Source organism: Compostimonas suwonensis, from assembly GCF_002797855.1.
In the GTDB taxonomy this organism is placed as follows: Bacteria; Actinomycetota; Actinomycetes; order Actinomycetales; family Microbacteriaceae; genus Compostimonas; species Compostimonas suwonensis.
Map to the genome: position 1 here is coordinate 256,612 of NZ_PGFB01000001.1, position 24,562 is coordinate 281,173.

At 70.5% G+C, this 24,562-nt stretch carries 22 protein-coding genes; 11 read left to right on the top strand and 11 right to left on the bottom strand.

From position 1 onward, the window contains the following. Positions 1–291: 291 nt before the first annotated feature. A complete protein-coding gene (locus CLV54_RS01110; RefSeq protein WP_100343116.1) occupies positions 292–3,909 on the bottom strand; it encodes a bifunctional proline dehydrogenase/L-glutamate gamma-semialdehyde dehydrogenase in 3,618 nt (1,205 codons plus the stop codon). A 164-nt stretch (positions 3,910–4,073) separates the two neighbouring features. Here CLV54_RS01110 and CLV54_RS01115 point away from each other — a divergent pair, with 164 nt between their 5' ends. The 3 genes from CLV54_RS01115 (at position 4,074) to CLV54_RS01125 (ending at position 7,474) form a co-directional block, all read left to right on the top strand. After that, the gene (locus tag CLV54_RS01115) at positions 4,074–4,976 is read left to right on the top strand and encodes a LysR substrate-binding domain-containing protein (RefSeq protein ID WP_100343117.1); all 903 of its coding nucleotides are present in this window, start codon (positions 4,074–4,076) and stop codon (positions 4,974–4,976) included. Between the two features lie 201 nt (positions 4,977–5,177). After that, on the top strand, positions 5,178–5,795 hold the full coding sequence (locus CLV54_RS01120) for a hypothetical protein (protein WP_100343118.1): 618 nt from the start codon (positions 5,178–5,180) through the stop codon (positions 5,793–5,795). Then, positions 5,792–7,474 (top strand): phytoene desaturase family protein, encoded by a 1,683-nt coding sequence (locus tag CLV54_RS01125; RefSeq protein WP_100343119.1) that lies wholly within the window; start codon positions 5,792–5,794, stop codon positions 7,472–7,474. Before CLV54_RS01120 ends, CLV54_RS01125 begins: the two co-directional genes overlap by 4 nt. Positions 7,475–7,628: 154 nt before the next feature. On the opposite strand, the gene CLV54_RS17330 is transcribed toward CLV54_RS01125, so the two are convergent. Next, positions 7,629–7,790 carry a hypothetical protein gene (locus CLV54_RS17330; RefSeq protein ID WP_157802752.1) on the bottom strand — a complete coding sequence of 54 codons (162 nt, stop codon included), beginning with the start codon at positions 7,788–7,790 and terminating at the stop codon, positions 7,629–7,631. Here CLV54_RS17330 and CLV54_RS01130 point away from each other — a divergent pair. The 4 genes from CLV54_RS01130 (at position 7,785) to CLV54_RS01145 (ending at position 9,807) form a co-directional block, all read left to right on the top strand. Further along, the gene (locus CLV54_RS01130) at positions 7,785–8,192 is read left to right on the top strand and encodes an SDR family oxidoreductase (RefSeq protein ID WP_100343120.1); all 408 of its coding nucleotides are present in this window, start codon (positions 7,785–7,787) and stop codon (positions 8,190–8,192) included. The two genes, CLV54_RS17330 and CLV54_RS01130, sit on opposite strands and share 6 nt — an antisense overlap. Positions 8,193–8,280: 88 nt before the next feature. Beyond that, a complete protein-coding gene (locus CLV54_RS01135; RefSeq protein WP_100343121.1) occupies positions 8,281–8,601 on the top strand; it encodes a nuclear transport factor 2 family protein in 321 nt (106 codons plus the stop codon). Between the two features lie 201 nt (positions 8,602–8,802). Continuing rightward, positions 8,803–9,174: an RNA-binding S4 domain-containing protein gene (locus tag CLV54_RS01140; RefSeq protein WP_211294402.1), complete on the top strand. Its 372-nt coding sequence runs from the start codon at positions 8,803–8,805 to the stop codon at positions 9,172–9,174. Between the two features lie 132 nt (positions 9,175–9,306). Continuing rightward, on the top strand, positions 9,307–9,807 hold the full coding sequence (locus CLV54_RS01145; protein WP_100343123.1) for an SRPBCC domain-containing protein: 501 nt from the start codon (positions 9,307–9,309) through the stop codon (positions 9,805–9,807). A 138-nt stretch (positions 9,808–9,945) separates the two neighbouring features. Here the strand turns inward: CLV54_RS01145 and CLV54_RS01150 are convergent, their stop codons facing one another. After that, positions 9,946–10,314, bottom strand: a complete 369-nt coding sequence (locus CLV54_RS01150) for a hypothetical protein (RefSeq protein WP_100343124.1) — start codon at positions 10,312–10,314, stop codon at positions 9,946–9,948. A gap of 91 nt (positions 10,315–10,405) precedes the next feature. Further along, positions 10,406–11,353 (bottom strand): DNA-3-methyladenine glycosylase family protein, encoded by a 948-nt coding sequence (locus tag CLV54_RS01155; protein WP_100343608.1) that lies wholly within the window; start codon positions 11,351–11,353, stop codon positions 10,406–10,408. A gap of 271 nt (positions 11,354–11,624) precedes the next feature. On the opposite strand from CLV54_RS01155, the gene CLV54_RS01160 reads away from it, so the two are divergent. After that, complete coding sequence (locus CLV54_RS01160; protein WP_157802753.1) at positions 11,625–11,855, top strand: hypothetical protein; 231 nt, start codon at positions 11,625–11,627, stop codon at positions 11,853–11,855. A 37-nt stretch (positions 11,856–11,892) separates the two neighbouring features. On the opposite strand, the gene CLV54_RS01165 is transcribed toward CLV54_RS01160, so the two are convergent. Next, the gene (locus tag CLV54_RS01165) at positions 11,893–14,577 is read right to left on the bottom strand and encodes an ATP-dependent DNA ligase (protein ID WP_100343126.1); all 2,685 of its coding nucleotides are present in this window, start codon (positions 14,575–14,577) and stop codon (positions 11,893–11,895) included. Between the two features lie 68 nt (positions 14,578–14,645). Here CLV54_RS01165 and ku point away from each other — a divergent pair, with 68 nt between their 5' ends. Beyond that, a complete protein-coding gene (gene ku / locus CLV54_RS01170; RefSeq protein WP_100343127.1) occupies positions 14,646–15,485 on the top strand; it encodes a non-homologous end joining protein Ku in 840 nt (279 codons plus the stop codon). Between the two features lie 42 nt (positions 15,486–15,527). Then, positions 15,528–16,916, top strand: coding sequence for an FAD-binding oxidoreductase (locus tag CLV54_RS01175; RefSeq protein WP_100343128.1), 1,389 nt, complete (start codon positions 15,528–15,530; stop codon positions 16,914–16,916). 109 nt (positions 16,917–17,025) lie between these two features. On the opposite strand, the gene CLV54_RS01180 is transcribed toward CLV54_RS01175, so the two are convergent. From CLV54_RS01180 to CLV54_RS01200, 5 genes are all read right to left on the bottom strand, one after another. Further along, the gene (locus tag CLV54_RS01180) at positions 17,026–17,574 is read right to left on the bottom strand and encodes an acyl-CoA thioesterase (protein WP_245861208.1); all 549 of its coding nucleotides are present in this window, start codon (positions 17,572–17,574) and stop codon (positions 17,026–17,028) included. 247 nt (positions 17,575–17,821) lie between these two features. Beyond that, on the bottom strand, positions 17,822–18,811 hold the full coding sequence (locus CLV54_RS01185; RefSeq protein WP_100343129.1) for an LLM class F420-dependent oxidoreductase: 990 nt from the start codon (positions 18,809–18,811) through the stop codon (positions 17,822–17,824). 221 nt (positions 18,812–19,032) lie between these two features. Beyond that, positions 19,033–20,151, bottom strand: coding sequence for a bifunctional 2-methylcitrate synthase/citrate synthase (locus tag CLV54_RS01190; RefSeq protein WP_100343130.1), 1,119 nt, complete (start codon positions 20,149–20,151; stop codon positions 19,033–19,035). A 73-nt stretch (positions 20,152–20,224) separates the two neighbouring features. Next, positions 20,225–21,130 (bottom strand): methylisocitrate lyase, encoded by a 906-nt coding sequence (prpB, locus tag CLV54_RS01195; protein ID WP_100343131.1) that lies wholly within the window; start codon positions 21,128–21,130, stop codon positions 20,225–20,227. A gap of 166 nt (positions 21,131–21,296) precedes the next feature. Then, the gene (locus tag CLV54_RS01200) at positions 21,297–22,835 is read right to left on the bottom strand and encodes an MmgE/PrpD family protein (protein WP_100343132.1); all 1,539 of its coding nucleotides are present in this window, start codon (positions 22,833–22,835) and stop codon (positions 21,297–21,299) included. Between the two features lie 158 nt (positions 22,836–22,993). Here CLV54_RS01200 and CLV54_RS01205 point away from each other — a divergent pair, with 158 nt between their 5' ends. Further along, positions 22,994–23,632 (top strand): LysE family translocator, encoded by a 639-nt coding sequence (locus CLV54_RS01205; RefSeq protein ID WP_100343133.1) that lies wholly within the window; start codon positions 22,994–22,996, stop codon positions 23,630–23,632. 147 nt (positions 23,633–23,779) lie between these two features. Here the strand turns inward: CLV54_RS01205 and CLV54_RS01210 are convergent, their stop codons facing one another. Next, complete coding sequence (locus CLV54_RS01210) at positions 23,780–24,319, bottom strand: YbhB/YbcL family Raf kinase inhibitor-like protein (RefSeq protein ID WP_100343134.1); 540 nt, start codon at positions 24,317–24,319, stop codon at positions 23,780–23,782. Positions 24,320–24,562: the final 243 nt, after the last annotated feature.

Below are 24,562 nucleotides of genomic sequence, written 5' to 3' on the forward strand. Positions count from 1 at the left end.
CGTGCCCGGCTCGACTTGCGCCATATGGCCGTTCTGGGGTGCCGAAAACGGCCATTCGGCCGAAATGGATGGTCGTTTCGGCGCAAGTCAATCAGCGCCTCGCGTACACCGGTAGGCGACACCCACACACGCACACACGCACACACGCACACACGCACACGCACGCACACCCACACCCCGCGGCACCCACACCCCGCGGCACCCGCCCACGGCACCCGCAGACAGAGGAGGGCCCACGCCCTCGGGGATGGTGAGGAGCGTGGGCCCGGTGTCGCGTCAGGAGGGACGCGCCTAGATGACACCCTCGGAGAGATGCTCCGGGTTGCCAAACCTGTGTGCCGTGATGGAGATCGCCTGCTCGTGGAGGAACGGGAGCAGCTCGACGCGGCCGGCCGGCGTGACCGCGCCCGAGTAGATCGCGACATCCGGGTTGCCGCCCACGGCCGTGGAGAGCGCCGTGGCCGCCGCGGAGGCGCCGTGCACGCTGTCGCCGCCGATGAGCCGCACCCGGTCGGTCGTGAGACCGCCGGCTGCCGCACGCGCGAGCCACGCGGCATCCGTCTCGGTCGTGAACGGAACGCCGTTGTCGCTCAGGATGCTGCGCACCGCCTTCGGCAGAGCCTCAGCGCTGCTCACGACGAACCGCGACTTGACGAGGATGCCGGCCGCGACGACGCGCAGGAGGTCGGCGAGCTTGCCGTCCTCGCCCAGGCGCACCGTCACCGGAACCGTGCGGTAGCGGAACAGGTTGCGCTCGGCGCTGACCCCCGAGACGTCCTTGACCGCGTTGAACTCGTTCGCCCAGGCGAGGGCGTCGCTCAGAGCCGAGCGCCGCAGCACGTCGAATGCGTTGTAGTCGATCGACGGCTGCGAGGCTTCGATGAGGTCGGTCACACGCTGCTGCAACCCGCGCAGGTGCAGGGTCGAGCTGGCCGGGGTGGATGCCGGAACCCACGAGCCGAGGCCGTAGAGGTAGTTCGGGCCGCCGGCCTTCGTGCCCGCGCCGACCGAGGAGCGCTTCCAGCCGCCGAAGGGCTGGCGTTCGACGATCGCACCGGTGATGCCGCGGTTGACGTAGAGGTTGCCGGCTTCGACCGTGTCGAGCCAGAGGGCGAGGTCGCGGCTGTCGAGCGTGTGCAGCCCGGCGGTGAGGCCGTAGTCGACCGCGTTCTGGAAGCGGATCGCCTCCTCGAGGTCGCGGGCGTGCATCACGCCGAGCACCGGCCCGAAGAACTCGGTCAGGTGGAAGTAGGAGCCGGGGGCGACGTTGTCGCGGATGCCCGGCGACCACAGCTTGCCGCTGTCGTCGAGCTGGCGCGGTTCGACGAGCCACCGCTCTCCGGCGCCGAGGGTCGTGAGCGCGTGCTGCAGCTTGCCGGCCGCCGGCTCGATGAGCGGGCCCATCTGGGTGACGGGGTTCTGCGGGTAGCCGACGCGCAGGGAGGTCGCGGCATCCACGAGCTGGTTCGTGAAGCGCTCGGAGGAGGCGACCGACCCGACGAGGATGACGAGGCTCGCGGCCGAGCACTTCTGGCCGGCGTGGCCGAAGGCGCTCTTGACGACGTCGGACGCCGCGAGGTCGAGGTCGGCGCTCGGCGTGACGATGATCGCGTTCTTGCCGCTCGTCTCGGCGAGCAGCGGCAGCTCGGGGCGCCAGGAGCGGAACAGCTTCGCGGTCTCCCAGGCACCGGTGAGGATGACGCGGTCGACGGCCGCGTGCGAGATGAGCGCCTGGCCCAGCTCGCCTTCCTCGATGTCGACGAGGGCGAGCAGCTCACGGGGCACCCCGGCCTCCCACAGCGCCTCGACCATGATGGCGGCCGATCGCTTGGCCTGCGGGGCCGGCTTGATGATGACACCGCTTCCCGCGGCGAGCGCGGAGAGCACGGAGCCGGCCGGGATCGCGACGGGGAAGTTCCAGGGCGGGGTGACGACGGTCAGACGCGAGGGAACGAAGATCGCGCCCTGCACGAGGTCGAGCTCGCGGGCCCGGGTGGCGTAGTAGTGGGCGAAGTCGATCGCCTCGCTCACCTCGGGGTCGGCTTCGCCGATCGTCTTGCCGGTCTCGCTGGCCATGACCTCGATGAGCCGGTCGCGGTTGGCGGCGAGAGCGAGACCCGCGCGGTCGAGCACGGCCGCGCGGTCGGCTCCGGGGCGGTTGCCCCACTCGGCGCCGGTCGCCTGCACGGTCGCGATGATGCGCTCGAGCAGCTCCGGGTCGGTCACCCGGGCGGCCTCGATCGTGTCGACGCCGAGCTGCGAGGATGCGACGCGGGAGAGGATCTTGCGCCCCCAGGCCCGGTTGGCCGGCAACGCGGGGTCGGTGTCGGGCTCGTTGCGGAACGGCGAACGCTGCTCGCCCGCCGACGGCTCGTACTCGGGCTCCGAGAACGGCGACGAGCTCGAGCCGCGCTTGAGGCCGAGAACGGCGCTCGTGAGGCCGGCGTCGGCCGCGTCATCCGTCTCGGGGATCACGGGCCTCGTCCAGGGGGCGGTGTCGCCCGTCCACTCGGTCTCGCGGTTCTGCGTGCGGTTGGGGCCGGGCACGGTCTCGTCGAGGGCGGCGAGCGAGGCGAGGAAGCGCTGTTTCTCGCGCTCGAACATGGCCGGCTCGTCGACGAGCTCGAAGACGGCGGACATGAAGTTGTCCTGGCTCGCGTTCTCTTCGAGGCGGCGGATCAGGTACGAGATCGCGACGTCGAACTCGGCCGGGTTGACGACCGGTGTGTAGAGCAGCAGCCCGCCGACGGTCTTCTTGACGGCGGCGGCCTGACCGGTGGCCATGCCGAGGAGCATCTCGAACTCGATGCGGTCTTCGACGCCGCGCTCCGTGGCGAGCAGCCAGGCGAAGGCCACGTCGAAGAGGTTGTGGCCGGCGACGCCGATCTTGACGGCGTGGGCGTGCTCGGGGGTGAGCGCCCAGTTGAGCACGCGCTTGTAGTTGGTGTCGCTGTCCTGTTTGCTCGGGTAGGTCGCGAGCGGCCAGTCGTGGATCGACGAGTCGACGTGCTCCATGGCGAGGTTGGCGCCTTTGACGACGCGCACCTTGATGGCCGCGCCGCCGCGCGCGCGCCGCGCGGTCGCCCACTCGGTGAGGCCCTGCAGCGCGCCGAGCGCGTCGGGCAGATAGGCCTGCAGCACGATCCCCGCTTCGAGGGACTGCAGCTGCGGCTTGTCGAGGATGCCCTCGAAGACCGCGATGGTCAGGTCGAGGTCGCGGTACTCCTCCATGTCGAGGTTGATGAACTTGGGGGTCGCGGATGCCGCGGCCAGCTCGTACAGCGGAGTCAGACGCTCGACGACCCGCTCGACCGTCTCGTCGAACGACCACATCGACAGCTGGCTCGCGATCGCGGAGACCTTGATCGACACGTAGTCGACGTCGTCGCGGGCGAGCAGCGCGCGGGTGCCTTCGAGACGGCGGGCCGCCTCCTTCTCGCCGAGCACGGCCTCGCCGAGCAGGTTGAGGTTGAGCCGGCTGCCGTTGCCGCGCAGCGAGGCGATCGCGCGGCCGAGCTTGTCGGGGGTCGCGTCGACGACGAGGTGGCCGACCATCGAGCGCAGCACCCGGCGGGCGATGGGGATGACGAGCCACGGCAGAACCGGGCCGAAGACGCCGCCGAGCCAGATGGCGAAGCGCATGTACCAGGGCAGGAAGGCGGGGGCCTTGGAGGAGATGCGCTGCAGGTTCTCGCCCGCGACGCGGAGGTCTTCGGGGCGCGCGACGCCGTCGACGAAGCCGACCGTGAAGTCGAGCCCGTTGGGGTCTTTGAGCACACCGGCGAGACGTTCGGCGGAGGGGTCGGGCGCGGCATCCTTGCTCTGGGCGAGCCAGCTGCGCACGAGGTTTATGGCGTCGTCTGAGAGTCCGGCCACTCCGGTTGCCCGATCATCGGTCTGGTTCGGCATGCTCACGACTGTATTCCTCTCAGTGCGGATGATCTCCAGCGGCGGCGCTGTGCCCGAATGTCACTCGAAATCGTCTACAGCATTAGTGTGACCATCACAGTCCATTCGGTAAAGCGAATGAATCCGAAGATTATTATTAAGCATTACCGATCGATTGGATCACGATGCTCGAACTGCGCCGATTGCGCCTCCTGCGCGAGCTCAAGGTGCGCGGAACACTCTCGGGTGTCGCCGACGCCCTCTCGTACAGCCCCTCCTCGGTATCGCAGCAGCTCGCCCTGCTCGAACAGGAGGCCGGGGTGACGCTCTTCATCAAATCGGGCCGCAAGGTGCAGCTGACCCCGCAAGCCGAACTGCTCGTCGAGCACACGACGCATCTGCTCGAGCGGATGGAGCTCGCCGAGACCGAGCTGCGCGCCTCCCTCACCGAGGTCACCGGAACGGTTCGCGTGGCCGTCTTCCAATCGGCGGCCCACGCCGTCATCCCCCGGGCCCTCACCATCCTCGCCAGCGACTACCCGGAGGTGCGCGTCGAGATCGTCGAACGCGAGCCCGAGGCCGGGCTCTACGCCGTGTGGGCGCGCGACTTCGACCTCGTGATCGCCGAGCAGTACCCGGGCCACGCGGCCGCCCACCTGCCCGACCTCGACCGGGTCGACCTGTGCACCGACGAGCTGCGCCTGGCCGTGCCGCCCACGCGCACCGACTGGAACGCGATCACGGATGCCCGCGACATGCCCTGGGTGCTCGAGCCGCGGGGCACGGCATCCCGGCACTGGGCCGAGCAGAACTGCCGCCAGGCCGGATTCGAGCCCGACGTGCGGTTCGAGACCGCCGACCTCGTGGCGCACATCCGCCTCATCGAGTCGGGCAACGCCGTCGGCATGCTGCCCGAGCTCGTCTGGGCCGGCGAGCCCGCGCCCGTGCACCTCGTGACCCTGCAGAACGACCCGCGCCGCACCGTCTTCACGGCGGCGCGCCGTTCGAGCAGCTCGCGCCCCGCCGTGCTCGCCTGCCGCGACGCCCTCGCCCGCGCCGTCGAGTTCGTCGGGGTCACGCGCGGCTGACCTCCCTCCCCCCTCTTCCCTACTCAAAACGACGGAGATTTCGCGCGAAACGGGGCATTTCTCGGCCAAACGACCCGTTTCGCGCGAAATCTCCGTCGTTTTGAGTAGCGAAGGGAGTGGACAGTGGGAGGCGAGGCGGCAGGGGTTCGCCTCTCGGCCCGGAAACTGATGGGATAGACGCTGACCACGGAAGAGGGCAGGATGCCGGCAGCCAAGAACACAGCGCTCGTCTACACGGTGCTCCTCGGGGTGCCCGTGCTCGGCGTCGCCGGCGGTGTCGTGCTCGCCCTGCTCTTCGCGGAGGGCGATGCGCTGGGCGTCACGCAGTGGCTGCTGCTCGGGCTGGCCCTCGGGCTGCTCGCCGACACCGCGCTGATGTTCTGGCTCTTCCCGCAGACCCGCGCGAGCGGAGACACCTACCTGCCCGTCTGGGGCTCGAGCCGTACCGTGATCAAACGGGCCGTGCACGCGGGGCGCCCGCAGGAGGTCCCGGCCATCGATCTGCCCGTCGCCCGCGACTACGCGAGCCACCTCGTGCGATCGCTGCCCGCCGCCATCCCTCAGCGCGTGCTGCTGCTCGTCGCCCTCGCGATCGGCTACGTCGGCCAGACCCTCGCCGTCGAGTCCGCCGCGCGCTACGCCTATCTCGGCATCCCGGCGCTGCTGCTCGCCCTCGGCGTCGCTGTCGCCGTCGTGCAGCGCCGCTGGCTGCAGAACGCCCGCGGAGTGCTCGCCGCGACGTCGTCCGAGAACACCGGGACGCCGGGTGCTGACGCGGACGAGACCCCGCGCCCGACCGAGACGAGGGATGCCGGATGAGCGACCCCGCGTCCGCGAGCCCGCCCGGCGACGCACCCGTCACCGCGCCCGACAGCCCGGACACCCCGGGCGCCCACGCCCACGCCCCCACCCACGCCCCCGCCCACGACGTCGTCATCGTCGGCGGAGGCCACAACGGGCTCGTCGCAGCCGCCTACCTCGCTCAGGCCGGCCGCAGCGTGCTCGTGCTCGAACGGGCCGAGGAGCTGGGCGGCGCGGCGGTCTCCGCCCAGGCGTTCGAGGGCGTCGACGCCCGGCTCTCCCGCTACTCCTACCTCGTGAGCCTGCTGCCGCAGCGCATCGTCGACGAGCTCGGCCTGCGCATCGCCTTCGCCCGGCGCCGCTACGGCTCCTACACCCCCGACCCGGATGACCCGAGCCGCGGCCTGCTCGTCGACACCTCCGACGCGCGCACGACGGCGCTCTCCTTCGCCCGGATCGGCGCGGAGCACGACGCCGAGGCCTGGGCGGCGTTCTACGCCCAGACCACCCGTCTCGCACAGGCCGTGTTCCCGACGATGCTCGAACCGCTCATGACCCGCGACGAGATGCGGGCGACGGTGGACGACGAGGAGATGTGGAACAGCGTCGTCGAGCAGCCGCTCGGTCGTGTCATCCGCGATCGTTTCGACAGCGACCTCGTGCGCGGGGTCGTGCTCACCGACGGCCTCATCGGCACCTTCGCGAGCGCCGACGACGCCTCGCTCGACGCCAACCGCTGTTTTCTGTACCACGTGATCGGCAACGGCACGGGCGAGTGGAACGTGCCGATCGGGGGCATGGGCGCGGTCTCCGGGGAGCTCGCGCGGGTGGCGCGCGAGGCCGGCGCCGAGCTCGTCACGGGCGCGGAGGTCACGGCGATCACCCCTGACGGCGAGGTGCGGTTCCGGCAGCGGAAGCACCGCGGTGGGCGACGGCGCGAGCGAGTGGTGCAGGCGGGCACGGTTCTCGCGAACGTCGCGCCGGCCGTGCTCGACGGGCTGCTCGGCGAGAACGGCGACGGCGACCTCACCGCTCGGCCCGCCCCCGAGGGCGCGCAGGTCAAGGTCAACCTCCTGCTCTCGCGACTGCCGCGACTGCGCGACGAGACGGTGACGCCCGAGCAGGCCTTCGGCGGGACCTTCCACGTCAACGAGACCTTCGAGCAGCTCGAGTCGGTGCACGCCGGTGCCGCCCGCGGGGTCATGCCCGAGCGCCTGCCCTGCGAGATCTACTGCCACTCGCTCGCCGACCCGAGCATCCTGAGCCCCGAGCTCGCGGCGAGCGGCGCCCACACCCTCACCGTCTTCGGCCTGCACACCCCGCACCGCTGGCTCACGGCCGAGAACAACGACGCCACCCGCGAGCGCCTCACGCGAGCCGTGCTCGCCTCCCTCGACTCCGTGCTCGCCGAGCCGATCGAAGACCTCATACTGCGGGATGCCACGGGCCGGCCCTGCATCGAGACGAAGACGACGCTCGACCTCGAGAACACCCTCGCCCTGCCCGGCGGCAACATCTTCCACGGTCCGCTCTCCTGGCCGTGGGCGTGCGACGAGCCCCTCATCACGGCGGCGCAGCGCTGGGGCGTCGCCACGCGGCATCCGCGCATCCTGCTGTGCGGCTCGGGGGCGCGCCGCGGAGGGGCCGTGAGCGGGATCGGCGGCCACAACGCCGCGATGGCGGTGCTCGAAGGCTAAGGGCCGCGCCGGCCGCTGCTCGCCCACCGCGGGTTTGCTCCCCACCGCGGGTTTCTCGCCCGCCGCGGATTTGTCCCCCACCGCGGGTTTGTCCCCCACCGCTGTCCCTCGGCGGTCGTCGCCCGCGAACAAACCCGCGGTCGCGTGCCCGCGATCAGCCCTCGCGTGCGATGCGGTCGAGCCAGAGCCGCAGGAGGGCGAGCTCTTCGGGGCGCAGCAGCCCCGCGGCATCCTCGCCCAGGGCGGCGCGCAGCGCGATGGCGGCGACCGACGCCGGCCACTCGCCCCTGTCCTCGACGCCTTCGACAGGATGCACCGCACCAACGTGCGCGGAACCTTCGTCGTCGCGCAGCAGGCCGCCCGCCGTGTGCGCACCGGCGGGGCCATCGTCACCTTCTCCACCTCGGTCACCCGGGCCGCGCTGCCCGGCCACGCCGCCTACGCCGCCACGAAGGGCGCCGTCGAGGCCGTGACGCTCATCCTCGCGAAGGAGCTGCGCGGGCGCGACGTGACCGTCAACGCCGTCGGCCCCGGCCCCACCGCCACCGACCTCTTCCTCGATGGGAAGGATGACGCGACCATCGACCGGCTCGCGAAGCTCAACCCCATGGAACGCCTCGGAACCCCCGGCGACATCGCGGAGGTCGTCTCCTTCCTGGCCGGGCCCGCGCGCTGGATCAATGGACAGATCGTGTACGTCAACGGTGGAATGAACTGAGCACGCCGTCACGACCACGCACGACCGCGCGTCCGCAATCAACCCGGACGCCGACACCGACACCGACACCGACGAGAGGACACACACCATGACCGAGCAGATCCCCGCAGCCATCCAGAGCTTCGTCGACGCGACCAACGCGGCCGACACCGAGGCCTTCCTGGCCTGCTTCACCGACGACGCCTACCTCAACGACTGGGGTCGCGAGTTCCACGGGCACTCCGGCGTCGCGAGCTGGAACCAGAGCGACAACATCGGCAAGCAGTCGCATTTCGAGGTCGTGAGCGTCGCCGAGCGCGGCGACGAGGTCGTCGTGACCATGGAGGTCAGCGGCAACGGGTACAACGGCACCGGGCCGCTCGCCTTCACGCTCGACGGCGAGCTCATCAAGCGCCTCGTCATCAGCTGACCTCCCCCCTTCTCCGTCTCCTCCTCCCCCTCCTCTTCCTTTCTCAAAACGACGGAGATTCTGGCCAAATGAGGCCGAAACGGGGGCAAAAGCTCCATTTTGGGCAGAATGTCCGTCGTTTTGAGAGAGGTGGGAGAGGAGAGGGGTGAGAGAGGGAGAGGAGGGGATGAGGGGATGCCGCGCACGTCGTAGAGTCGGATGATGGACTCCCCGGCCAGCGTTCGCGTCGACAGCTGGATCTGGGCCGTGCGTCTCGCGAAGACCCGCTCGGCCGCGGCCGCAGCGTGCCGCGCCGGTCACGTGAGCGTCAACGGCGAGAAGGCGAAACCGGCTCAGCCCGTGCGGATCGGCGACGAGGTGCGCGTGCGCTTCGCCGACGTGGAGCACATCGTCGAGGCCAAGCGCCTCATCGTCAAGCGAGTGGGCGCCGCCGTCGCCGCCGAATGCATCCTCGACAAGACCCCGCCTCCCCCGCCGCGGGAGGAGATCGCCGTCAGCGCCCTGCGCGACCGCGGGGCCGGGCGGCCGACGAAGCGCGAGCGCCGCGAGCTCGACCGGCTTCGCGGCCGCTGAGTCGTGCGCCGGGCCGGCCGGGGCGTCACCGCACCCCTGGCACTCGGACATCCGCGGGATTACGCTGTGAGCCACAGGAGCACCACACCGACACAACGCGTCGAGCTTCGTCGAGCGTTCGGAGGAGTCGCCATGGCACCACGTGCGAGCGGCACGATCGTTCAGATCGGGGGCAGCCGCACCCTCGTCTACGAGCGGCGGTTCGCGGTCGACGCACAAGTCCTCTGGGCGTGGACGACCGAGTCGCAGAAGCTCGGCCGTTGGATCGGCACGTGGTCGGGCGACCCGGCGAGCGGGAGCGTGAGCTTCCTGATGACCGCGGAGGGCGCGACCGATCCGGAGCCCGTCGCGGTGCTCGTGTGCGAGCCGCCCACACGCCTCACCGTCGAGTTCGCTCAGCCGGGCGGGGGCGTCTGGCACCTCGAGCTCGCGATCGGCGCGACCACGGAGGCGGGGAGCATCCTGACCTTCACGCATGTGCTCCAGCCGGCGGATGACGCGGGCGACATCGGCCCCGGATGGGACTACTACCTCGACCGCCTCTACGCCGCCACCGCCGGGGTCGAGCCCGAGCCCTGGGAGGCCTACTACCCGGCGCTCGCGAGCGCCTACCGCGAGGCATCCCTCGACTGATCCCGAGCGGATCGTCGACGAGCTCGGAGCCCGCCGCGCGGCGGATCGCGGTCGGAGGGTCGGAGGGCCCGGCGGCGAGAAGACGCCGGGCCGAGACGACGCCGCGCTGAGACGGCACTGCGCCGAGAAGACGTGCGCTTAGAAGACGTAGAGCCGGCCGAGCACGACGATCACGACGACGAAGAGCGCGATGATGCCGGCGGCGATGCCGAGGCCCTTGCCGCGCAGGCTCGCGATGCCGAAGCCGACGAGGAACGGGAGTGCGAGAAGCAGGATCGTCACGGCCCACCAGAAGAGCGAGTAGCCCAGCTGGGTGTCGTCGGCCAGACGGCCCGCGAACAGCTGCTGCGTGTTGGGGTTCGTCGCGAAAGCGAAGGCCGCGGAGAGCGGCACCGACACGATGGTGAGGGTGATGACACCCGCGAAGACACCCCACCACCCCGAACCGGCGTGCGGGATGTGTTCGACCTCTTCGCGGTGCGGACCTTGTCTGCTCTTCGTGCTCATGGTCACGACCTTAGTGGAAACAGGAGGCGCGTCGGTGGCACCCCGTGACGCCCGTCGGGGTGACGAGAAACGACGGCCCTGTGGAGGGCGGTTAGTGGCCCCGGTGGTCTTGGATCGTCGCCCGGGGGCCGCGACGCGGCGCGGTGAACCCGCCCGCATAGATGAGACGGATGACGCGCTGCCGCTGCCCCTGCCACGGGGCGAGCAGCTCGAGCATCCCGTCGTCGTCGACCGCACTGCCGATGAGGGCGTGGCCGACATCCGCGGCGAGGTGGTAGTCGCCCACACTCACCGAGTCGGGGTCGCCGAGTGCGCGCTGCAGGGCCTCGGCGGCCGTCCACGCTCCGACGCCCGGAACGCTCGTGAGCCTGGTCGCCGCCTCGCGCAGGCCCTCCGCATCGCTCGGCAGGGCGCACACCCGCTCGAGCGAGTGCCCGACGAGCGCGGCCGTCAGCACGGCCTGCGAGCGGCGGGGGTCGACCCCCGCACGGTGCCACTCCCACGAGGGGATGCGCCGCCATGCCTCGACGGAGGGGAACACCCGCATGCCCGACGGCGCGGGGCCCGGGGCGGCCGTGCCGTGCTTGGCCACGAGCCGTCGCCACGAGCGGTAGGCCTCGATGCTCGTGACCTTCTGCTCGATGATCGCGGGGGCGAGCGACTCGAACACCCGATCGGTGCGAGCGAGCCGCAGGCCCGCCGAACGATGCAGGGCGTCGCGCAGAAGAGGATGAGCCGAGACGTCGAGCGAGCTCCAGTCGTCGTCGGAGCCGAGAAGACGCGGCACGGCGTCGAGCATCCACTCGGCGCCGTCGCCCCAGGCGCGCGCGGCGATCGCCCCGTCGCTCAGGGTGCGCAGGTGCAACGTCGCCGCACCGATCGGCGTGAGCGCCGTGCGCCAGAATCCGGTGTCGTTCCACACCGTGGTCGGGTCGTAGGGCCCGCGGCCGAGCGACCGCAGGGTGAGCCGCAGCGACACCGGATGCCGCGGACGGTACACGCTCTCACGAGCGGCCGCCTCGTGCGGTCTGGCTCTCAACGCGACATCCATGCCGGGAAGACTACGTGACCGCGCCGACATCCCTTCTCCTCCCACTTAAAACGACGGAACAATTGCCGAATTCTCACCGTTTCGGCTGCCGGATGCCCCGTTTTCGGCCGAAAATCCGTCGTTGTGAGAGGAGGCATGAGAGGACGTGTCAGAGCACGGGCGAGGGAGCCGGGCAAGCTGGGCACGCGGTGGGAGTTCGAGCCGCTCGGCCGCCGGAAGCGTAGCGTCGAAGACACGCATGGCCGAAGGGAGAGCGACGATGAGCGCTGGAGACCAGACCGAACCCGTGCAAGACGGAAGCGGGGATGCGACGCAGATGGAACGGATCCGCGGGCTGCTCGTGCAGGTGACCGCCGACATGGCGGGGCACAGCGACGAACAGTTTCTCGACGAGCTCCGGCGCCGCCTCGACGACACGGGCATCGAGGTGAGCGACCAGACGCTCGGCGTGCTGCTGGAGGCCGCCCGCGGCAGCTCAAGCGCCCCCTAGGCCCCTCCGCAGAGACGAGATGGCAGGATGCCGCAGCTCAGGCACCCTGCGTCCACGCCGTCTCGGCGCGTACCTCGTCGGGGGTCTTGTCGGGGCGCCAGCCGCGCCAGGAGGGCTGGCGGAGGCGGCGGGTGTCCGTCCACTCGGCGAACTCGACCTCCCCGACGAGCTTCGGGGTCACCCAATGCGCGTCGGCCGCGTCGAGAGCGGGCACGTCGTCGAAGGGCGAGGTCTTGCGCGCGAGCGAGGCCAGGCGCTCGGTGATCCTCTGCACCTCGCGATCGCTGAAGCCCGTGCCCACGCGCCCGACATAGCGCAGCGAGCCGTTCTCCGGCAGGCCGAGCAGCAGCGAGCCCACCTGCCCTCCACGACGGCCCTTGCCCGGCCGCCATCCACCGATCACGACCTCCTGGGTGCGGTGGTGCTTGATCTTGATCCATGCTCGTGAGCGTCGACCGACCGAGTAGCCGCTGTCGCGCCGCTTGGCCATGACGCCCTCGAGCCCGAGCGCCCTGCTGCTCTCGATCGCGTCGGCGAGGTCGCCCGTGAACGAAGGAGGAAAATGCACAACGCCGCCCGACAGTCCCGCCATGATCTCGCCGAGCACGGCCCGCCGCTCCTCGTACTCGCGCGACACGAGCGACTCGCCGTCGCGGCTCAGCACGTCGAAGACCATGTACGAGACGGGCGTCTTCGCGCGTGCCGCCTCGATGTCGCGGGCCTTCACGAGGCCCATCCGCGGCTGCAGCAGACCGAACCGCGGCCGGCCACGACGATCGAGCGCCACGATCTCGCCGTCGAGCAGCAGCTTGCCTGCGTCGGAGCCCGCGTCCGCGCCCGCGCCCGCGCTTCCGCTCGCGGCGAGCGCCTCGACGACCTCGGGGTAGGCCCCCGAGACGTCGTTCGCGTTGCGCGTGAAGAGGCGCACGCGGTTCCCGTCGACCTCCGCGAGCGCCCGGATGCCGTCCCACTTCATCTCGAAGGCGTAGTCGTGCTCGTCGTCGATGTCGTCCTCGCTCCCGAGCGTCGCGAGCATGGGCTTGGGGCGGGGCACCGAGCGGGTGCGCGTGAGGCGCCCCGAGACGAGCTCGGATGCCGCGGCAGCACCCGTCCCGCCCTCCGCCCCCTTCGCGACCCGCCCGCCTCCCGCGCCGGCGCTCCTCCCCCTGCCCTTGGCCGTGCCGGCGCCCGTCGACACCTCACCCGGCTGCTCCTGCATGAGGTGGATGAGCCACTGCTTGCCGTCATCGCCTTTGCCCGTGTGGATGAGGGCGAACTTCCGCGGCTCCCCGCCGAGGCCGCCCGAGGGCTGGCCGTGGAGGGTCGCGATGACCTCCTTGCCCTCGCGCCACTTCTCGAGGTCGAACGTTCCCGTGTCCCAGATCTCCACCGTGCCGGCGCCGTACTCTCCGCGCGGGATCGTGCCCTCGAAGCCTCCGTAGTCGAGCGGGTGGTCCTCGGTCTGCACGGCGAGGTGGTTCTTCGCGGGGTCGTCGGGCGGCCCCTTGGGCAGAGCCCACGACACGAGCACCCCGTCGCGCTCGAGCCGGAAGTCGTAGTGCAGAGCGCGGGCGTCGTGCCGCTGGATCACGAACGAGCTGCCGTGCGACGCCCGGGGCGAGCCATCCGGAACCGAGCCGCTCGCCGGGGCCTCGGGAACCGGCTCGGGCGTCTTCGAGGCGTCGCGCTTCGAGCGGTAGACCGCGAGCCGGTCGTGCCCCGCCGATCCCGCGCTCCCCGACTCGGCGCCGCCATGCCCGCCCTCCGAGTCGCGGCCGCCTCCGCGAGCCGTGCGGCCGTGGTCGCCGATGCCGCTCTCGTCGGCGACACCAGACTCCGCCTCGGCGAGCGGGTCCGCCCTCTTCTTCATCCGCTCGAGCACCTCGTCGAGCTCGAGCTGCCGCAGGCTCGTCGACGAGAGCTCCCGCCAGGTGCGCGGCACCGCGACCGTCGGGCGCGCCCGCCCCCGCAGCGAGTACGGGCACACGGTCGTCTTCGCGGCGCTGTTCTGGCTCCAGTCGACGAGCACCTTGCCGCTGCGCAGGGACTTCTTCATGTCGCTCACGGCGAGATCGGGGTGGTCGGCCTCGATCGCGCGCGCCAGCTCGTGCGCGACCTCGGAGACCTCGTCGGAGGTCTGCGTGCCGTCGAGCACCGCGTAGAGGTGGATGCCCTTGCTGCCGCTCGTCACGGGCACCGGATCGAGCCCCATGTCGCGAAGGATCTCGCGGGCGAGCTTGGCGACCTCCACACAGTGGGCGAGACCGGCGCCCTCCCCCGGGTCGAGGTCGATCACCAGTCGGTCGGGGTTCTTCGGGCGGCCCTGCGCGTCGACCCTCCACTGCGGAACGTGCACCTCGAGGGCGGCGATCTGCGCGAGCCAGACGAGCGTCGCCTCGTTGTTGACGAGCGGATAGTCGTTGCTGTGATCGCTGTGCTGGATCGTGACCCGGTTGACCCACTCCGGCGTCGAGTCGTCGAGGTTCTTCTGGAAGAAGACCTGCCCCGGATCATCCGCTGTGCCGACCCCGTGCACCCAGCGTTTGCGGGTGGCCGGCCGATTGCGGGCGTGCGGGATGAGGAAGGGGGCGATCGCCGAGTAGTAGGCGATGACCTCGGCCTTCGTCGTGCCGGTCTCCGGGTAGAGCACCTTGTCGAGATTGGTCAGCGTGAGCCTGTGGCCGCCGATCGTGACGGCCTGGCCTTTTCCCGTGTCAGCCATGGCTACATCCAACCCGGCTCCTCGCACAATGGCTACCCCTTGCGCGAGCGCGGGTGTGTAATGTTCCCATGAGAGCCATCTGGAAGGGCGACATCACCTTCGGTCTCGTCAACGTGCCGGTCAAGGTGTACAGCGCCACGGAGGACCACGACATCAGCCTGCACCAGGTGCACGACAAAGACGGCGGGCGCATCCGCTATCAACGGCGCTGCGAGGTGTGCGGCAAGGTCATCGAGTACGAGCACATCGCCAAGGCCTATGACGACGGCGACCGCACGGTCGTGCTCACCGACGAGGATCTCGCCTCGCTGCCCGAGGAGCGCAGCCGCGAGATCGAGGTCGTCGAGTTCGTGCCCAGCGACCAGCTCGACCCCATCATGTTCGATCGCAGCTACTTCCTCGAGCCGGACTCGACGTCGCCGAAGGCCTACGTGCTGCTGCGGCGCACCCTCGAGCAGAGCGACCGCACCGCCATCGTGCACTTCGCCCTGCGCCAGAAGACCCGGCTCGGAGCCCTGCGGGTGCGCGGCGACGTGCTCATGCTCCAATCGCTCCTGTGGGACGACGAGGTGCGCGAAGCCGACTTCCCCGCGCTCGACGTGGCCGTGCGGATCGCCGCGAACGAGCTCGAGATGGCCTCTTCGCTCGTCGACTCCTTCGCCACCGACTTCTCTCCGCAGAAGTTCACCGACAACTACCAGGAGGAGCTGCGCACCCTCATCGAGGCGAAGCTCGAACAGGGCGACGCCCTCGACACCGAGGCGACCTTCGGCAAGGCCGACGACGAGGAGAGGAGCGGCGAGGTCATCGACCTCATGGAGGCCCTGCGGCGCAGCGTCGAGAAGAGCCGGGCGAAGCCGAAGGGAAAGAGCGCGGCGTCCGCGAGCTCGAAGAAGAAGACCTCGTAGAGCGTCTTCCGTGATGTCGGTGCGTCACGATACCCTCGGCGCATGACCGACTTCGCCGACGCCTCCCGCTCGATCGACACCATCGAAGAACTCCAGAACGCCGTCGACGGCGTCGTCTACCTCCGCGGAGAAGACGGCATCGTCGAGGAGGTCGCTGGATTCAACACGGCCATCGTCAACGACCCGTCCATCGTGGTGGGCGCGGCATCCGAGGCCGACGTGCAGGCTGCGGTGCAGTACGCCGCCGTGAACTCGCTGCCCGTGCGCATCCTCTCGACAGGGCACGGCACCGAGACGCCCATCGTCAACGGCCTCCTCATCACGACGAAGCGGCTCGACACCGTGACGATCGACCCCGCCGCCCGTCTCGCGACGATCGGCGCCGGGGCCCAGTGGGGGGCGGTCGTCGCGGCCGCCGCCGAACACGGCCTCGCCCCGCTCACCGGGGCCGCGAGCACGGTCGGCGTCGCCGGCTACACCCTCGGCGGAGGCATCGGCCCGCTCTCGCGCACCTTCGGCTTCACGGCCGACTGGGTGCGCGGATTCCGCCTGGTCACCGCGTCGGGCACGGTCGCCCGCATCTCCGCCGACGAGAGCCCCGAGCTGTTCTGGGCCCTGCGCGGCGGCAAGGGCGGTTTCGGCGTCGTCACCGAGATCACGCTCGAGCTCATCCCGCTCGAGACGATCTACGGCGGCAGCCTCTTCTTCGCGGTCGACGACATCGAGACGGTTCTGCGCTCATGGCTCGACTGGACGCAGACCATCCCCGACTCGATCACGACCTCCGCCGCCATCATGCGGATGCCGCCGCTCGACGTCGTTCCCGAGCCCCTCCGGGGCCGCACGCTCCTCACCGTGCGCTACGCCTTCGTCGGCGACGCGGAGGAGGGCGCCCGCCTGCTCGAGCCGATCCGCTCGGCCGCGCCCGTCTACCTCGACTTCGTCGCAGAGATGCCGGCAGCCGCGATCGCCACGATCCACAACGATCCCGGTGCACCCGGCCCCGGCTGGACCCGTGGCTACACCCTCGGCGAGATCGATCAGGATTTCCTCTCGACCCTGCTCGCGATCGGGGGCCCGGCCGCCGACATCCCCATCATCATGGTCGAGCTGCGCAAACTCGGCGGCGCGATGGCGCGCGAGCCGCAGAACGGCGGGGCCGTCGCCGGTCGCACGGCCGGCTTCACGCTCTTCGTCGTCGGCGTGCCCGACCCGGGTCTCTTCGAGACCGTGCTGCCCGCCGTCGCCGGCGGCATCGCGGAGGCCGTCGCCGGCTGGATGTCGGCGGATCCGATCACCAACTTCGCCGGGAGCATCACGAGCGAGCAGCAGCTCGACTCCCTGTGGCCGGCGGAGATGTCGGAGCGGCTCGCGGCCGATCGGCGCGCCTCCGATCCCGCGGGCATGTTCACGCTCATCGCGAGCGCCTGAGCTCAGCAGGGCAGGGTCGGCCTCCCGCGACAGGAATCGCTCCGCCCGGCGATGCCACGCCCGTCGATGCCGGGGCCGTCGATGCCACGGCGGACGGCGACTACGGCGACTACGACCAGACGCTCGGGGCGGCCGCGCGCGTCGGGGGCAGAGCGGCATCCTTGCCCCACTGCAGAAGCCACTCGGGAACGGTGACCGAGGCCGGCACGGGCCCCACGGCGCCGAGCAGCTCCTCGAGCGTGACGACGCCACCCGAACGCTTCAGGAAGCGCCCGCGGATGTAGGCCTGCGCGTAGATCTCACCGTTGCGCACACAACGCTGCTCGACGTAGACGGCCTTGTCGTCGAAGCCGAGGATGCGCGACTCGACGGTGAACCTCTGCCAGAGCGTGAGCGACTTGCGGAAGCTGATCGTCTCCGACACGACGACCGGATACCAGCCGCGCTTCTGGAAGATCGCCCAGGTGCCGTTGCGGCGCAGCATGTCGAACCGCCCGATGTCGAGGATCGACAGGTAGACGCCGTTGTTCATGTGCCGGAAGATGTCCTGATCGGTCGGCAGCACCCGGAAGCTCGTGCGTGCGACGTCGTAGTGGCCGAGGCGCGGGCCCCGAGCGGAGAGCGCGACGTGGAGCATGGTTCGGAAGAAGAAATGCACGCGGCAATGCTAGCCACGGCACCATCCGGTCGCACGGCGCCTGTGCACCCCCGCACATCCGCCCGCCGCCGTGCCGCCCCGAATGCAGGAGAAACTACAGATTTCGCCCGACCCGACCCGCAGGTACACCCGCTGACGCAGCGGCATCCTGCACGTGGGATGGCTGGATGGCGACGCCCGACCCGGATGCCGCGGCTCCACACCGCCGGCTCAGCCAAGCCCGCTCAGCCAAGCCCGCTCAGTCGCCTCAGCGGAGCGCCGGGATGACCTCGCGCTCGAAGAGCTCGATACCTGAGCGGTCGTAGGCCGCCTCGGGGAAGTAGAAGATGCCGTAGCCGAGGCCACGTTCCTTCATTGCGCTCAAGCGCTCGACGATCTGCTCGGGTGTGCCGACGGCGAGGGCCGTGTCCTTGCGATACTCCCCCACGAATTCGTCGGTCTCGGCGCCGAGATAGGGGCGCACGCGATCCTCGAGCACACGCAGGCGATCCTCGACCTCGGCCTCCGTCGCGCCGATGGTGACGTTGTAGCTGGCCGAGCGCACGATCGCCGAGAAGTCAGTTCCGAGGCGGTCGCAGTGCGCGCGCAGCATCTCGCTCTTGTGGGTGAAGCCCTCGGGCGATCCGTCGAAGTTCGTGTAGTCCGCGTACTGCGCGGCGATCCGCAGCGTGACCTTCTCTCCGCCGCCGGCGACCCAGAGCGGGATGCCGCCCTCCTGCAGCGGCAGCGGGCGCACGATCGCACCGTCTACCTGGTAGTGCTCGCCGTCGAGGGTCGCGGTGCCCGTCGTCCAGGCCTGCTTCATGATCTGCACGCCCTCGTCGAGGCGGGCGAGCCGCTCGCCGATGGGCGGGAAGCCGTAGCCGTAAGCGCGCCACTCGTGCTCGTACCAGCCGCCGCCGATGCCCATCTGCGCACGGCCGCCCGAGATGACGTCGACCGTCGCGGCGACCTTCGCGAGGTAGGCGGGGTTGCGGTAGCTCATGCACGTGCACATCTGGCCGAGGCGCACCCGGCTCGTGGATGCCGCGAAGGCCGCCATGAGCGTCCACGCCTCGTGCGTGGCCTCCTCGCTCGGGATCGGCCGGGTGTGGAAGTGGTCGTAGACCCAGATCGACTCCCACTCGCCGGCATCCGCGTGGGCGGCGATGCCGTGCATCGTGGCCCACTGCTCGGCCGGGTCGATCCCGACCAGATCGTGACGCCAGCCTTGGGGAATGAAGAGTCCGAATCGCATGCACTCAGCCTATTGGCCGCCGACGGAACGCATCCAGTCCCGTCGTTCGGCGCCAATCGCCCGGCACTAAATCGCCCGGCACTAAATCGCTCGGTGCCAAATGCAGGAATCCCGGGGTCAGCGCCGGAAAACACAGGCGGATCCGGCCTCCACACCCACGATCTCCTGCATGTCGGAAGAAGCATTTGAGGAGGAGAAAGACACCGACCCGGATGCCGCGACTACAGGTGGCGCTCGGCGGGCCCGTCGTACAGCGACAGCGGCCGGATGAGCGAGTTGGATGCGAGCTGCTCCATCACGTGCGCCGTCCACCCGGTGACGCGCGCCGCAGCGAACAGCGGCGTGAAGGTCTCGGTCGCGAAGCCCATGAGGCTGTAAGCGGGGCCGGAGGGGTAGTCGAGGTTGGGCTTGATGTTCTTGCGCTCCCCCATCGCGTTCTCGAGGGTCGTGTAGAGCTCGAGGAGGTCGGCGCGGTCGTAGTGCTCGACGAGGGCGTCGAGGGCGGCCTTCATGGTGGGCACCCGGGAGTCGCCGTTCTTGTACACGCGGTGGCCGAAGCCCATGATCTTGCGCTTCTCGGCGAGCGCGGCATCCAGCCACTCCTCGGCGCGGTCGGCGGTGCCGATCTCGTCGAAGACGTGCATAACGGCCTCGTTGGCACCGCCGTGCAGGGGCCCCTTGAGGGCGCCGACGGCGCCGACCACGGCCGAGTACAGATCGCTGAGGGTGGAGGCGATGACCCGGGCCGTGAAGGTGGAGGCGTTGAAGGAATGCTCCGCGTAGAGGATGAGCGACACCCGGAAGGCGTCGACGACGACCGGATCGGGCACCTCGCCGAAGGTCATGTAGAGGAAGTTCTCGGCGTAGTCGAGCTCCTCGTGCGGCTCGACGAGCTCGAGGCCCTGCCTGCGACGCTGGTCGTAGGCCACGACGGAGGGCAGCTGGGCGAAGAGCCGCACCGACTTGCCGAGGTTCGACTCGGGGGTCGAGACCTCCGCATCCGGGTCGTCGGCGCCGATGACGCTCACGGCCGTGCGTACGACGTCCATGGGGTGCGCCGTGAGGGGGAGGTCGTCGATGACCCGCTTCACGGTGGGGTCGAGGGGACGGTTCTCGCGCTCGGTCGCCTCGAACACGAGGAGCGCGTCATCCGTCGGCAGTTCGCCGTGCCAGAGCAGGTAGGCCACCTCCTCGAAGCTGCAGTCGGCGGCCAGCTCCTGCACGGGGTAGCCGCGGTACAGCAGGGAGTTGGTCTCGGGGTTGACGCTCGAGATCGCCGTCGTGTCGACGACGACCCCGGCGAGTCCCTTGTGGATGGCGGGTTGTTCCTGCTCGCTCATCGTGCTCCTTTCGGTTGCGCCTTCGTATCCGAAAGATCCGGCGCGGCGCGGCGCGCCGGGGCGGGTCCGGATGCTAGGGCGCCTGGGGGATCTGGAAGTTGAAGACCGACGAGTCGAAGGTGTTGTACGACTCGTAGTCGAGGAGGTCGTAGAGCTCGGCGCGGGTCTGCATCTCGCCGAGCGCCGAGGTGAGGCTGCCCTCGGTGCGGATCGTGTCGAGCCCGCGCCCGGCGGCGCCCATCGCGAGGCGCAGGAGCGAGACGGGGTAGATGACGATGTTGATGCCGACGTCGGCGAGCTGCTGGGTCGTGAAGAGCTCGCTCTTGCCGAACTCGGTCATGTTCGCGAGCACGGGCACGTCGACGGCGTCGCGGATGGCGGCGAACTCGGAGAGGTCGGCCATCGCCTCGGGGAAGATCGCGTCGGCCCCCGCGTCGACGAGCGCCTTGACGCGGTCGACCGCGGCGCCGAGGCCCTCGATGGCCCGCACGTCTGTGCGCGCCATGATGAGCAGATTGGGGTCGCGGCGCGCGTCGGCCGCAGCGCGGATGCGCTTGAGCGCGGTGTCGAGGTCGACGACGCTCTTGCCGTCGAGGTGGCCGCAGCGCTTGGGGTTCACCTGGTCTTCGATGTGCAGGCCTGCGATCCCGGCATCTTCGAGGGTCTGCACGGTGCGCGCCACGTTCATGGGCTCGCCGAAACCGGTGTCGGCGTCGACGAGGGCGGGCAGCTCCGTCATCCGCGCGATCTGCTGGGCGCGGCCGGCGACCTCGGTGAGGGTCGTGAGGCCGATGTCGGGCAGACCCAGATCGGCGGCGATCACGGCGCCCGAGACGTAGACCCCGTCGAAGCCCTTGCGCTCGATGAGCCGGCCCGAGAGGGGGTTGAATGCGCCGGGAAACTGCAGCAGCTCGCCACTGGCGAGGCGTTCGCGCAGTCGTGCCCGTTTGTCGGCCGGAGTGGAACTCGCGTAGAGCATGGCGTCCTTTCGATCCTCGCTGCCGGCCGGAGGCCTTTGTGGGGAGCCCGAATGCAGGAGAGTGGTGCGAATCTCATCCAGTCTGCCGCTTAATCGGGGCTCTGAGCGACCGAACTCCTGCATTCGGGGCGCACCCGAGGATTCGGCGGCGGCGCCGGGGGCGAGCTCAGAAGAGACCGGTGGGCGCGTGCGCCGAGGCGAGGATGCCGGGACCCGCCGCCGTGATCGTGAGCCCCCCGAGCTCGGCCGAGGTGAGCTCCGGAAGTCTCTGCGCGAGGGCCAGGAACCGCTCGATCTCCGCCGGATCGAGCACTCCGTGCGCGAGGGCGCGGAACTTGCCCACGTAGTCCGCGCGCTCGAAGGGATGCGCCCCCAGAGGATGCGCGTCGGCGACGGCGATCTCGTCGACGATCGTCGTGCCGTCGGCGAGCTCGATCTCCACGCGGCCGCCGAAGGCCTTCTCGTTCACGTCGAGGGAGTGGTACCGGCGGGTCCACTCCGGGTCTTCGACCGTGCTGATCTTGTGCCAGAGCTCGACGGTGTCGGGGCGGGCGGCGCGCGACGGCGCGTAGGAGTCGACGTGGTGCCACGCGCCATCCTGCAGGGAGACGGCGAAGATGTACGGAACCGAGTGGTCGAGCGTCTCGCGCGACGCCGCCGGGTCGTATTTCTGCGGATCCCCCGCGCCCGAGCCGATGACGTAGTGGGTGTGGTGAGAGGTGTGCAGCACGATGCTCACGACGTTGGCGGGATCGGCGAGCTGCGGGTACCGGCCGTGCAGCCGGCGGCCGAGGTCGATCCACGCCTGAGCCTGGTACTCGGCCGAGTGCTCCTTCGTGTAGCTGTCGAGGATCGCGCGCTTCGGCTCGCCGGGCTCGGGCAGCGGCACCTCGTAGGAGGCGTTCGGGCCGTCGAGCAGCCACGCGATCACGCCGTCTTCGCCTTCGTAGATCGGGGTCGGCGAGGTCTCGCCGCGCATCGCGCGGTCGACGGCCTCGACGGCCATCTTGCCCGCGAAGGCCGGGGCGTGCGCCTTCCAGGTGGAGATCTCGCCCTTGCGGGACTGCCGGGTGGCCGTCGTCGTGTGCAGGGCCTGCCCGACGGCGTGGAAGATCGTGAGCGGGTCGAGGCCGAGCAGCGTGCCGATGCCGGCCGCCGCGCTCGGCCCGAGGTGGGCGACGTGGTCGATCTTGTGGGCGTGCAGGCTGATCGCCTTCGCGAGGTCGATCTGGATCTCGTAGCCGGTGGCGATGCCGCGCACGAGGTCGGAGCCGGCGAGCCCCCGCGACGCGGCGAGGTGCTGGGCCACGGCTGTGATCGGCGGGATGTTGTCGCCCGGGTGCGAGTACTCGGCGGCGAGGAAGGTGTCGTGGTAGTCGAGCTCGCGCACGGCGACCCCGTTCGCCCAGGCGGCCCACTCCGGCGAGACGCGGGTCTGGGCATCCGGCCCGAAGACGGTCGCGCCGTCGCCGCCCGTCGACACCGGGTGCGCGAGGGCCTGCGAGCGCGCCGAGACGACGGGGCGACGGGTGAGGGATGCCGCAGCCACCGCGGCGTTGTCGATCACCCTGTTGATCACCATCTCGGTGACCTCGGGTGTCACGGGCACGGGGTCGACGGCGACCTCCGCGATCGCCCAGGCCAGCTGGCCGTCGCGGGGCAGGTTCTCGTCGCTCTTGTGGGTTCGTACGCTGTGCAGCTTCACACGGCTACGGTACAGGGCGGCCACGACGGGCGCAGGCACGGCCGGGAACGGTGGAGGAACACCGCCACGGCCGGGGATGTGCAGGGCGGTCGGCCGGACGCGATCGCTGCGTTCGGAGGCCCGGTCGGCGGGGCAGCGCCGGCTGCTACGCTCTGGCTATGGTGCCGGCATCCAACCTTCTCGCGTTCGGGATCGCAGCCCTGCTCCTCGTGCTCCTGCCCGGCCCGAGCGTGCTCTTCGTCATCGGGCGCTCGCTCGCACTCGGCCGCACGGGCGGGCTGCTGAGCGTGCTCGGCAACGAGCTCGGAGTCGTGCCTCAGATCGCGGCCGTAGCCCTCGGCGTCGGTGTCGTGGTCGCCCAGTCGGTCGTGCTCTTCACGATCGTCAAGATCGCCGGCGCCGCCTATCTCGCCTACCTCGGCATCAAGGCCGTGCTGCACAGCCGCGGCACCGGGCAGAAGGCTGCCGCCGCAACGGTCCGCCGCTCCCCGATGCGCCTCCTCGCCGAGGGTTTCATCGTCGGGGTCACCAACCCGAAGTCGATCATCTTCTTCGTGGCCGTGCTGCCGCAGTTCGTCGACTACGGTGCGAGGGCCATCCCCCTCCAGCTCGCGACGCTCGGCCTGATCTACCTCGTGATCGCACTCGTGTGCGACAGCGTCTGGGCGCTCGTGGCCGGCACCGCGCGCGACTGGTTCGCCCGTTCGCCGAAGCGGATGGCGCGACTCGAGGCCACCGGCGGTGCGATGATGATCGGCCTCGGCGGCGTGCTCGTCTTCACGGGCTCGAAGAGCTGAGCCGGGCCCGTCCCCGGTCCCGTTCCGCCCGCCCTGCCGCGCCGCGCCCTGCCCCGCCCCGCCCCGCCCCGAGTGAGTCGCGCCAAACCGTCGTAAACAGCTCGTTTTCGAGCGGTTCGGCGCGACTCGCGCTTCAGTCGGCCCGGCTCAGGCGGCGGTGCCGCCGAACTCGCCCGTCGGCACGATGATCGCGCGCGCGAGCGAGGTGAAGTTCAGGTTGAAGCCGAGGATCGCGGGCGTCGACTCCGAGTCGATGTCGAGCGAGGCGACGCCGACCGCGTGCACGACCGTGAAGTAGCGGTGCACCCCGGTGCCCTCAGGCGGGGCGGCGCCGTCGAAGCGGGCGAGACGCAGCTCGTTGGGCAGGGTCACGGCGCCCGCCGGCAGCAGGCCGCTGTCGGGCGCGCCGGCGCCGGTCGCCAGCGAGGTCACGTCGACGGGGATGTTGAAGACCGCCCAGTGCCAGAAGCCCGAGCCGGTGGGGGCGTCGGGGTCGTAGACGGTCACGGCGAAGCTCTTCGTGTCGGCCGGGAAGCCGCTCCAGGAGAGCTGCGGCGAGACATTGGATCCGCCGGCGCTCGTGCCGAACTGTGCGGCGGGCAGCGGCTGGCCGTCGGCGACATCCGTGCTCGTGAGGGTGAAGGAGGGCATCGCGGCGAGACGCGCGTAGGGGTTGTAGTCGTCCATGGGCGCCACTCTACGCCCGGGCCGTGAACGGGAGGCGACGGGTTCTCACCGAGCGCGGTGCTGCTCGTCGGCACGCGGTTGTCCGCCGCGGGGTTGCTCGCGAGCGCGGGTGTGCGCACCGAGCCCGGGGTTGCTCGCCGAGCGCGGGGTTGCTCGCCGAGCGCTGGGTTGTTCGCGAGCGACGACCCTCGAGCGGGCGCGCTCGCGAACAAACCCGCGCTCGGCGATCCCGAGACGACGCGG

What these genes read in the sequence shown, in the direction of transcription:
- CLV54_RS01135 (WP_100343121.1), top strand. Translation starts at nt 8,281, where the DNA reads ATGACCGAGCAGATCCCCGCAGCCATCCAGAGCTTCGTCGACGCGACC.
- CLV54_RS01150 (WP_100343124.1), bottom strand. Translation starts at nt 10,314, where the DNA reads ATGAGCACGAAGAGCAGACAAGGTCCGCACCGCGAAGAGGTCGAACAC.
- CLV54_RS01175 (WP_100343128.1), top strand. Translation starts at nt 15,528, where the DNA reads ATGACCGACTTCGCCGACGCCTCCCGCTCGATCGACACCATCGAAGAA.
- CLV54_RS01125 (WP_100343119.1), top strand. Translation starts at nt 5,792, where the DNA reads ATGAGCGACCCCGCGTCCGCGAGCCCGCCCGGCGACGCACCCGTCACC.
- CLV54_RS01110 (WP_100343116.1), bottom strand. Translation starts at nt 3,909, where the DNA reads ATGCCGAACCAGACCGATGATCGGGCAACCGGAGTGGCCGGACTCTCA.
- CLV54_RS01160 (WP_157802753.1), top strand. Translation starts at nt 11,625, where the DNA reads ATGAGCGCTGGAGACCAGACCGAACCCGTGCAAGACGGAAGCGGGGAT.
- CLV54_RS01140 (WP_211294402.1), top strand. Translation starts at nt 8,803, where the DNA reads ATGGACTCCCCGGCCAGCGTTCGCGTCGACAGCTGGATCTGGGCCGTG.
- CLV54_RS01185 (WP_100343129.1), bottom strand. Translation starts at nt 18,811, where the DNA reads ATGCGATTCGGACTCTTCATTCCCCAAGGCTGGCGTCACGATCTGGTC.
- CLV54_RS01130 (WP_100343120.1), top strand. Translation starts at nt 7,785, where the DNA reads ATGCACCGCACCAACGTGCGCGGAACCTTCGTCGTCGCGCAGCAGGCC.
- CLV54_RS01145 (WP_100343123.1), top strand. Translation starts at nt 9,307, where the DNA reads ATGGCACCACGTGCGAGCGGCACGATCGTTCAGATCGGGGGCAGCCGC.
- CLV54_RS01210 (WP_100343134.1), bottom strand. Translation starts at nt 24,319, where the DNA reads ATGGACGACTACAACCCCTACGCGCGTCTCGCCGCGATGCCCTCCTTC.
- CLV54_RS01190 (WP_100343130.1), bottom strand. Translation starts at nt 20,151, where the DNA reads ATGAGCGAGCAGGAACAACCCGCCATCCACAAGGGACTCGCCGGGGTC.
- CLV54_RS01205 (WP_100343133.1), top strand. Translation starts at nt 22,994, where the DNA reads ATGGTGCCGGCATCCAACCTTCTCGCGTTCGGGATCGCAGCCCTGCTC.
- CLV54_RS01165 (WP_100343126.1), bottom strand. Translation starts at nt 14,577, where the DNA reads ATGGCTGACACGGGAAAAGGCCAGGCCGTCACGATCGGCGGCCACAGG.
- ku (WP_100343127.1), top strand. Translation starts at nt 14,646, where the DNA reads ATGAGAGCCATCTGGAAGGGCGACATCACCTTCGGTCTCGTCAACGTG.
- prpB (WP_100343131.1), bottom strand. Translation starts at nt 21,130, where the DNA reads ATGCTCTACGCGAGTTCCACTCCGGCCGACAAACGGGCACGACTGCGC.
- CLV54_RS01115 (WP_100343117.1), top strand. Translation starts at nt 4,074, where the DNA reads ATGCTCGAACTGCGCCGATTGCGCCTCCTGCGCGAGCTCAAGGTGCGC.
- CLV54_RS01120 (WP_100343118.1), top strand. Translation starts at nt 5,178, where the DNA reads ATGCCGGCAGCCAAGAACACAGCGCTCGTCTACACGGTGCTCCTCGGG.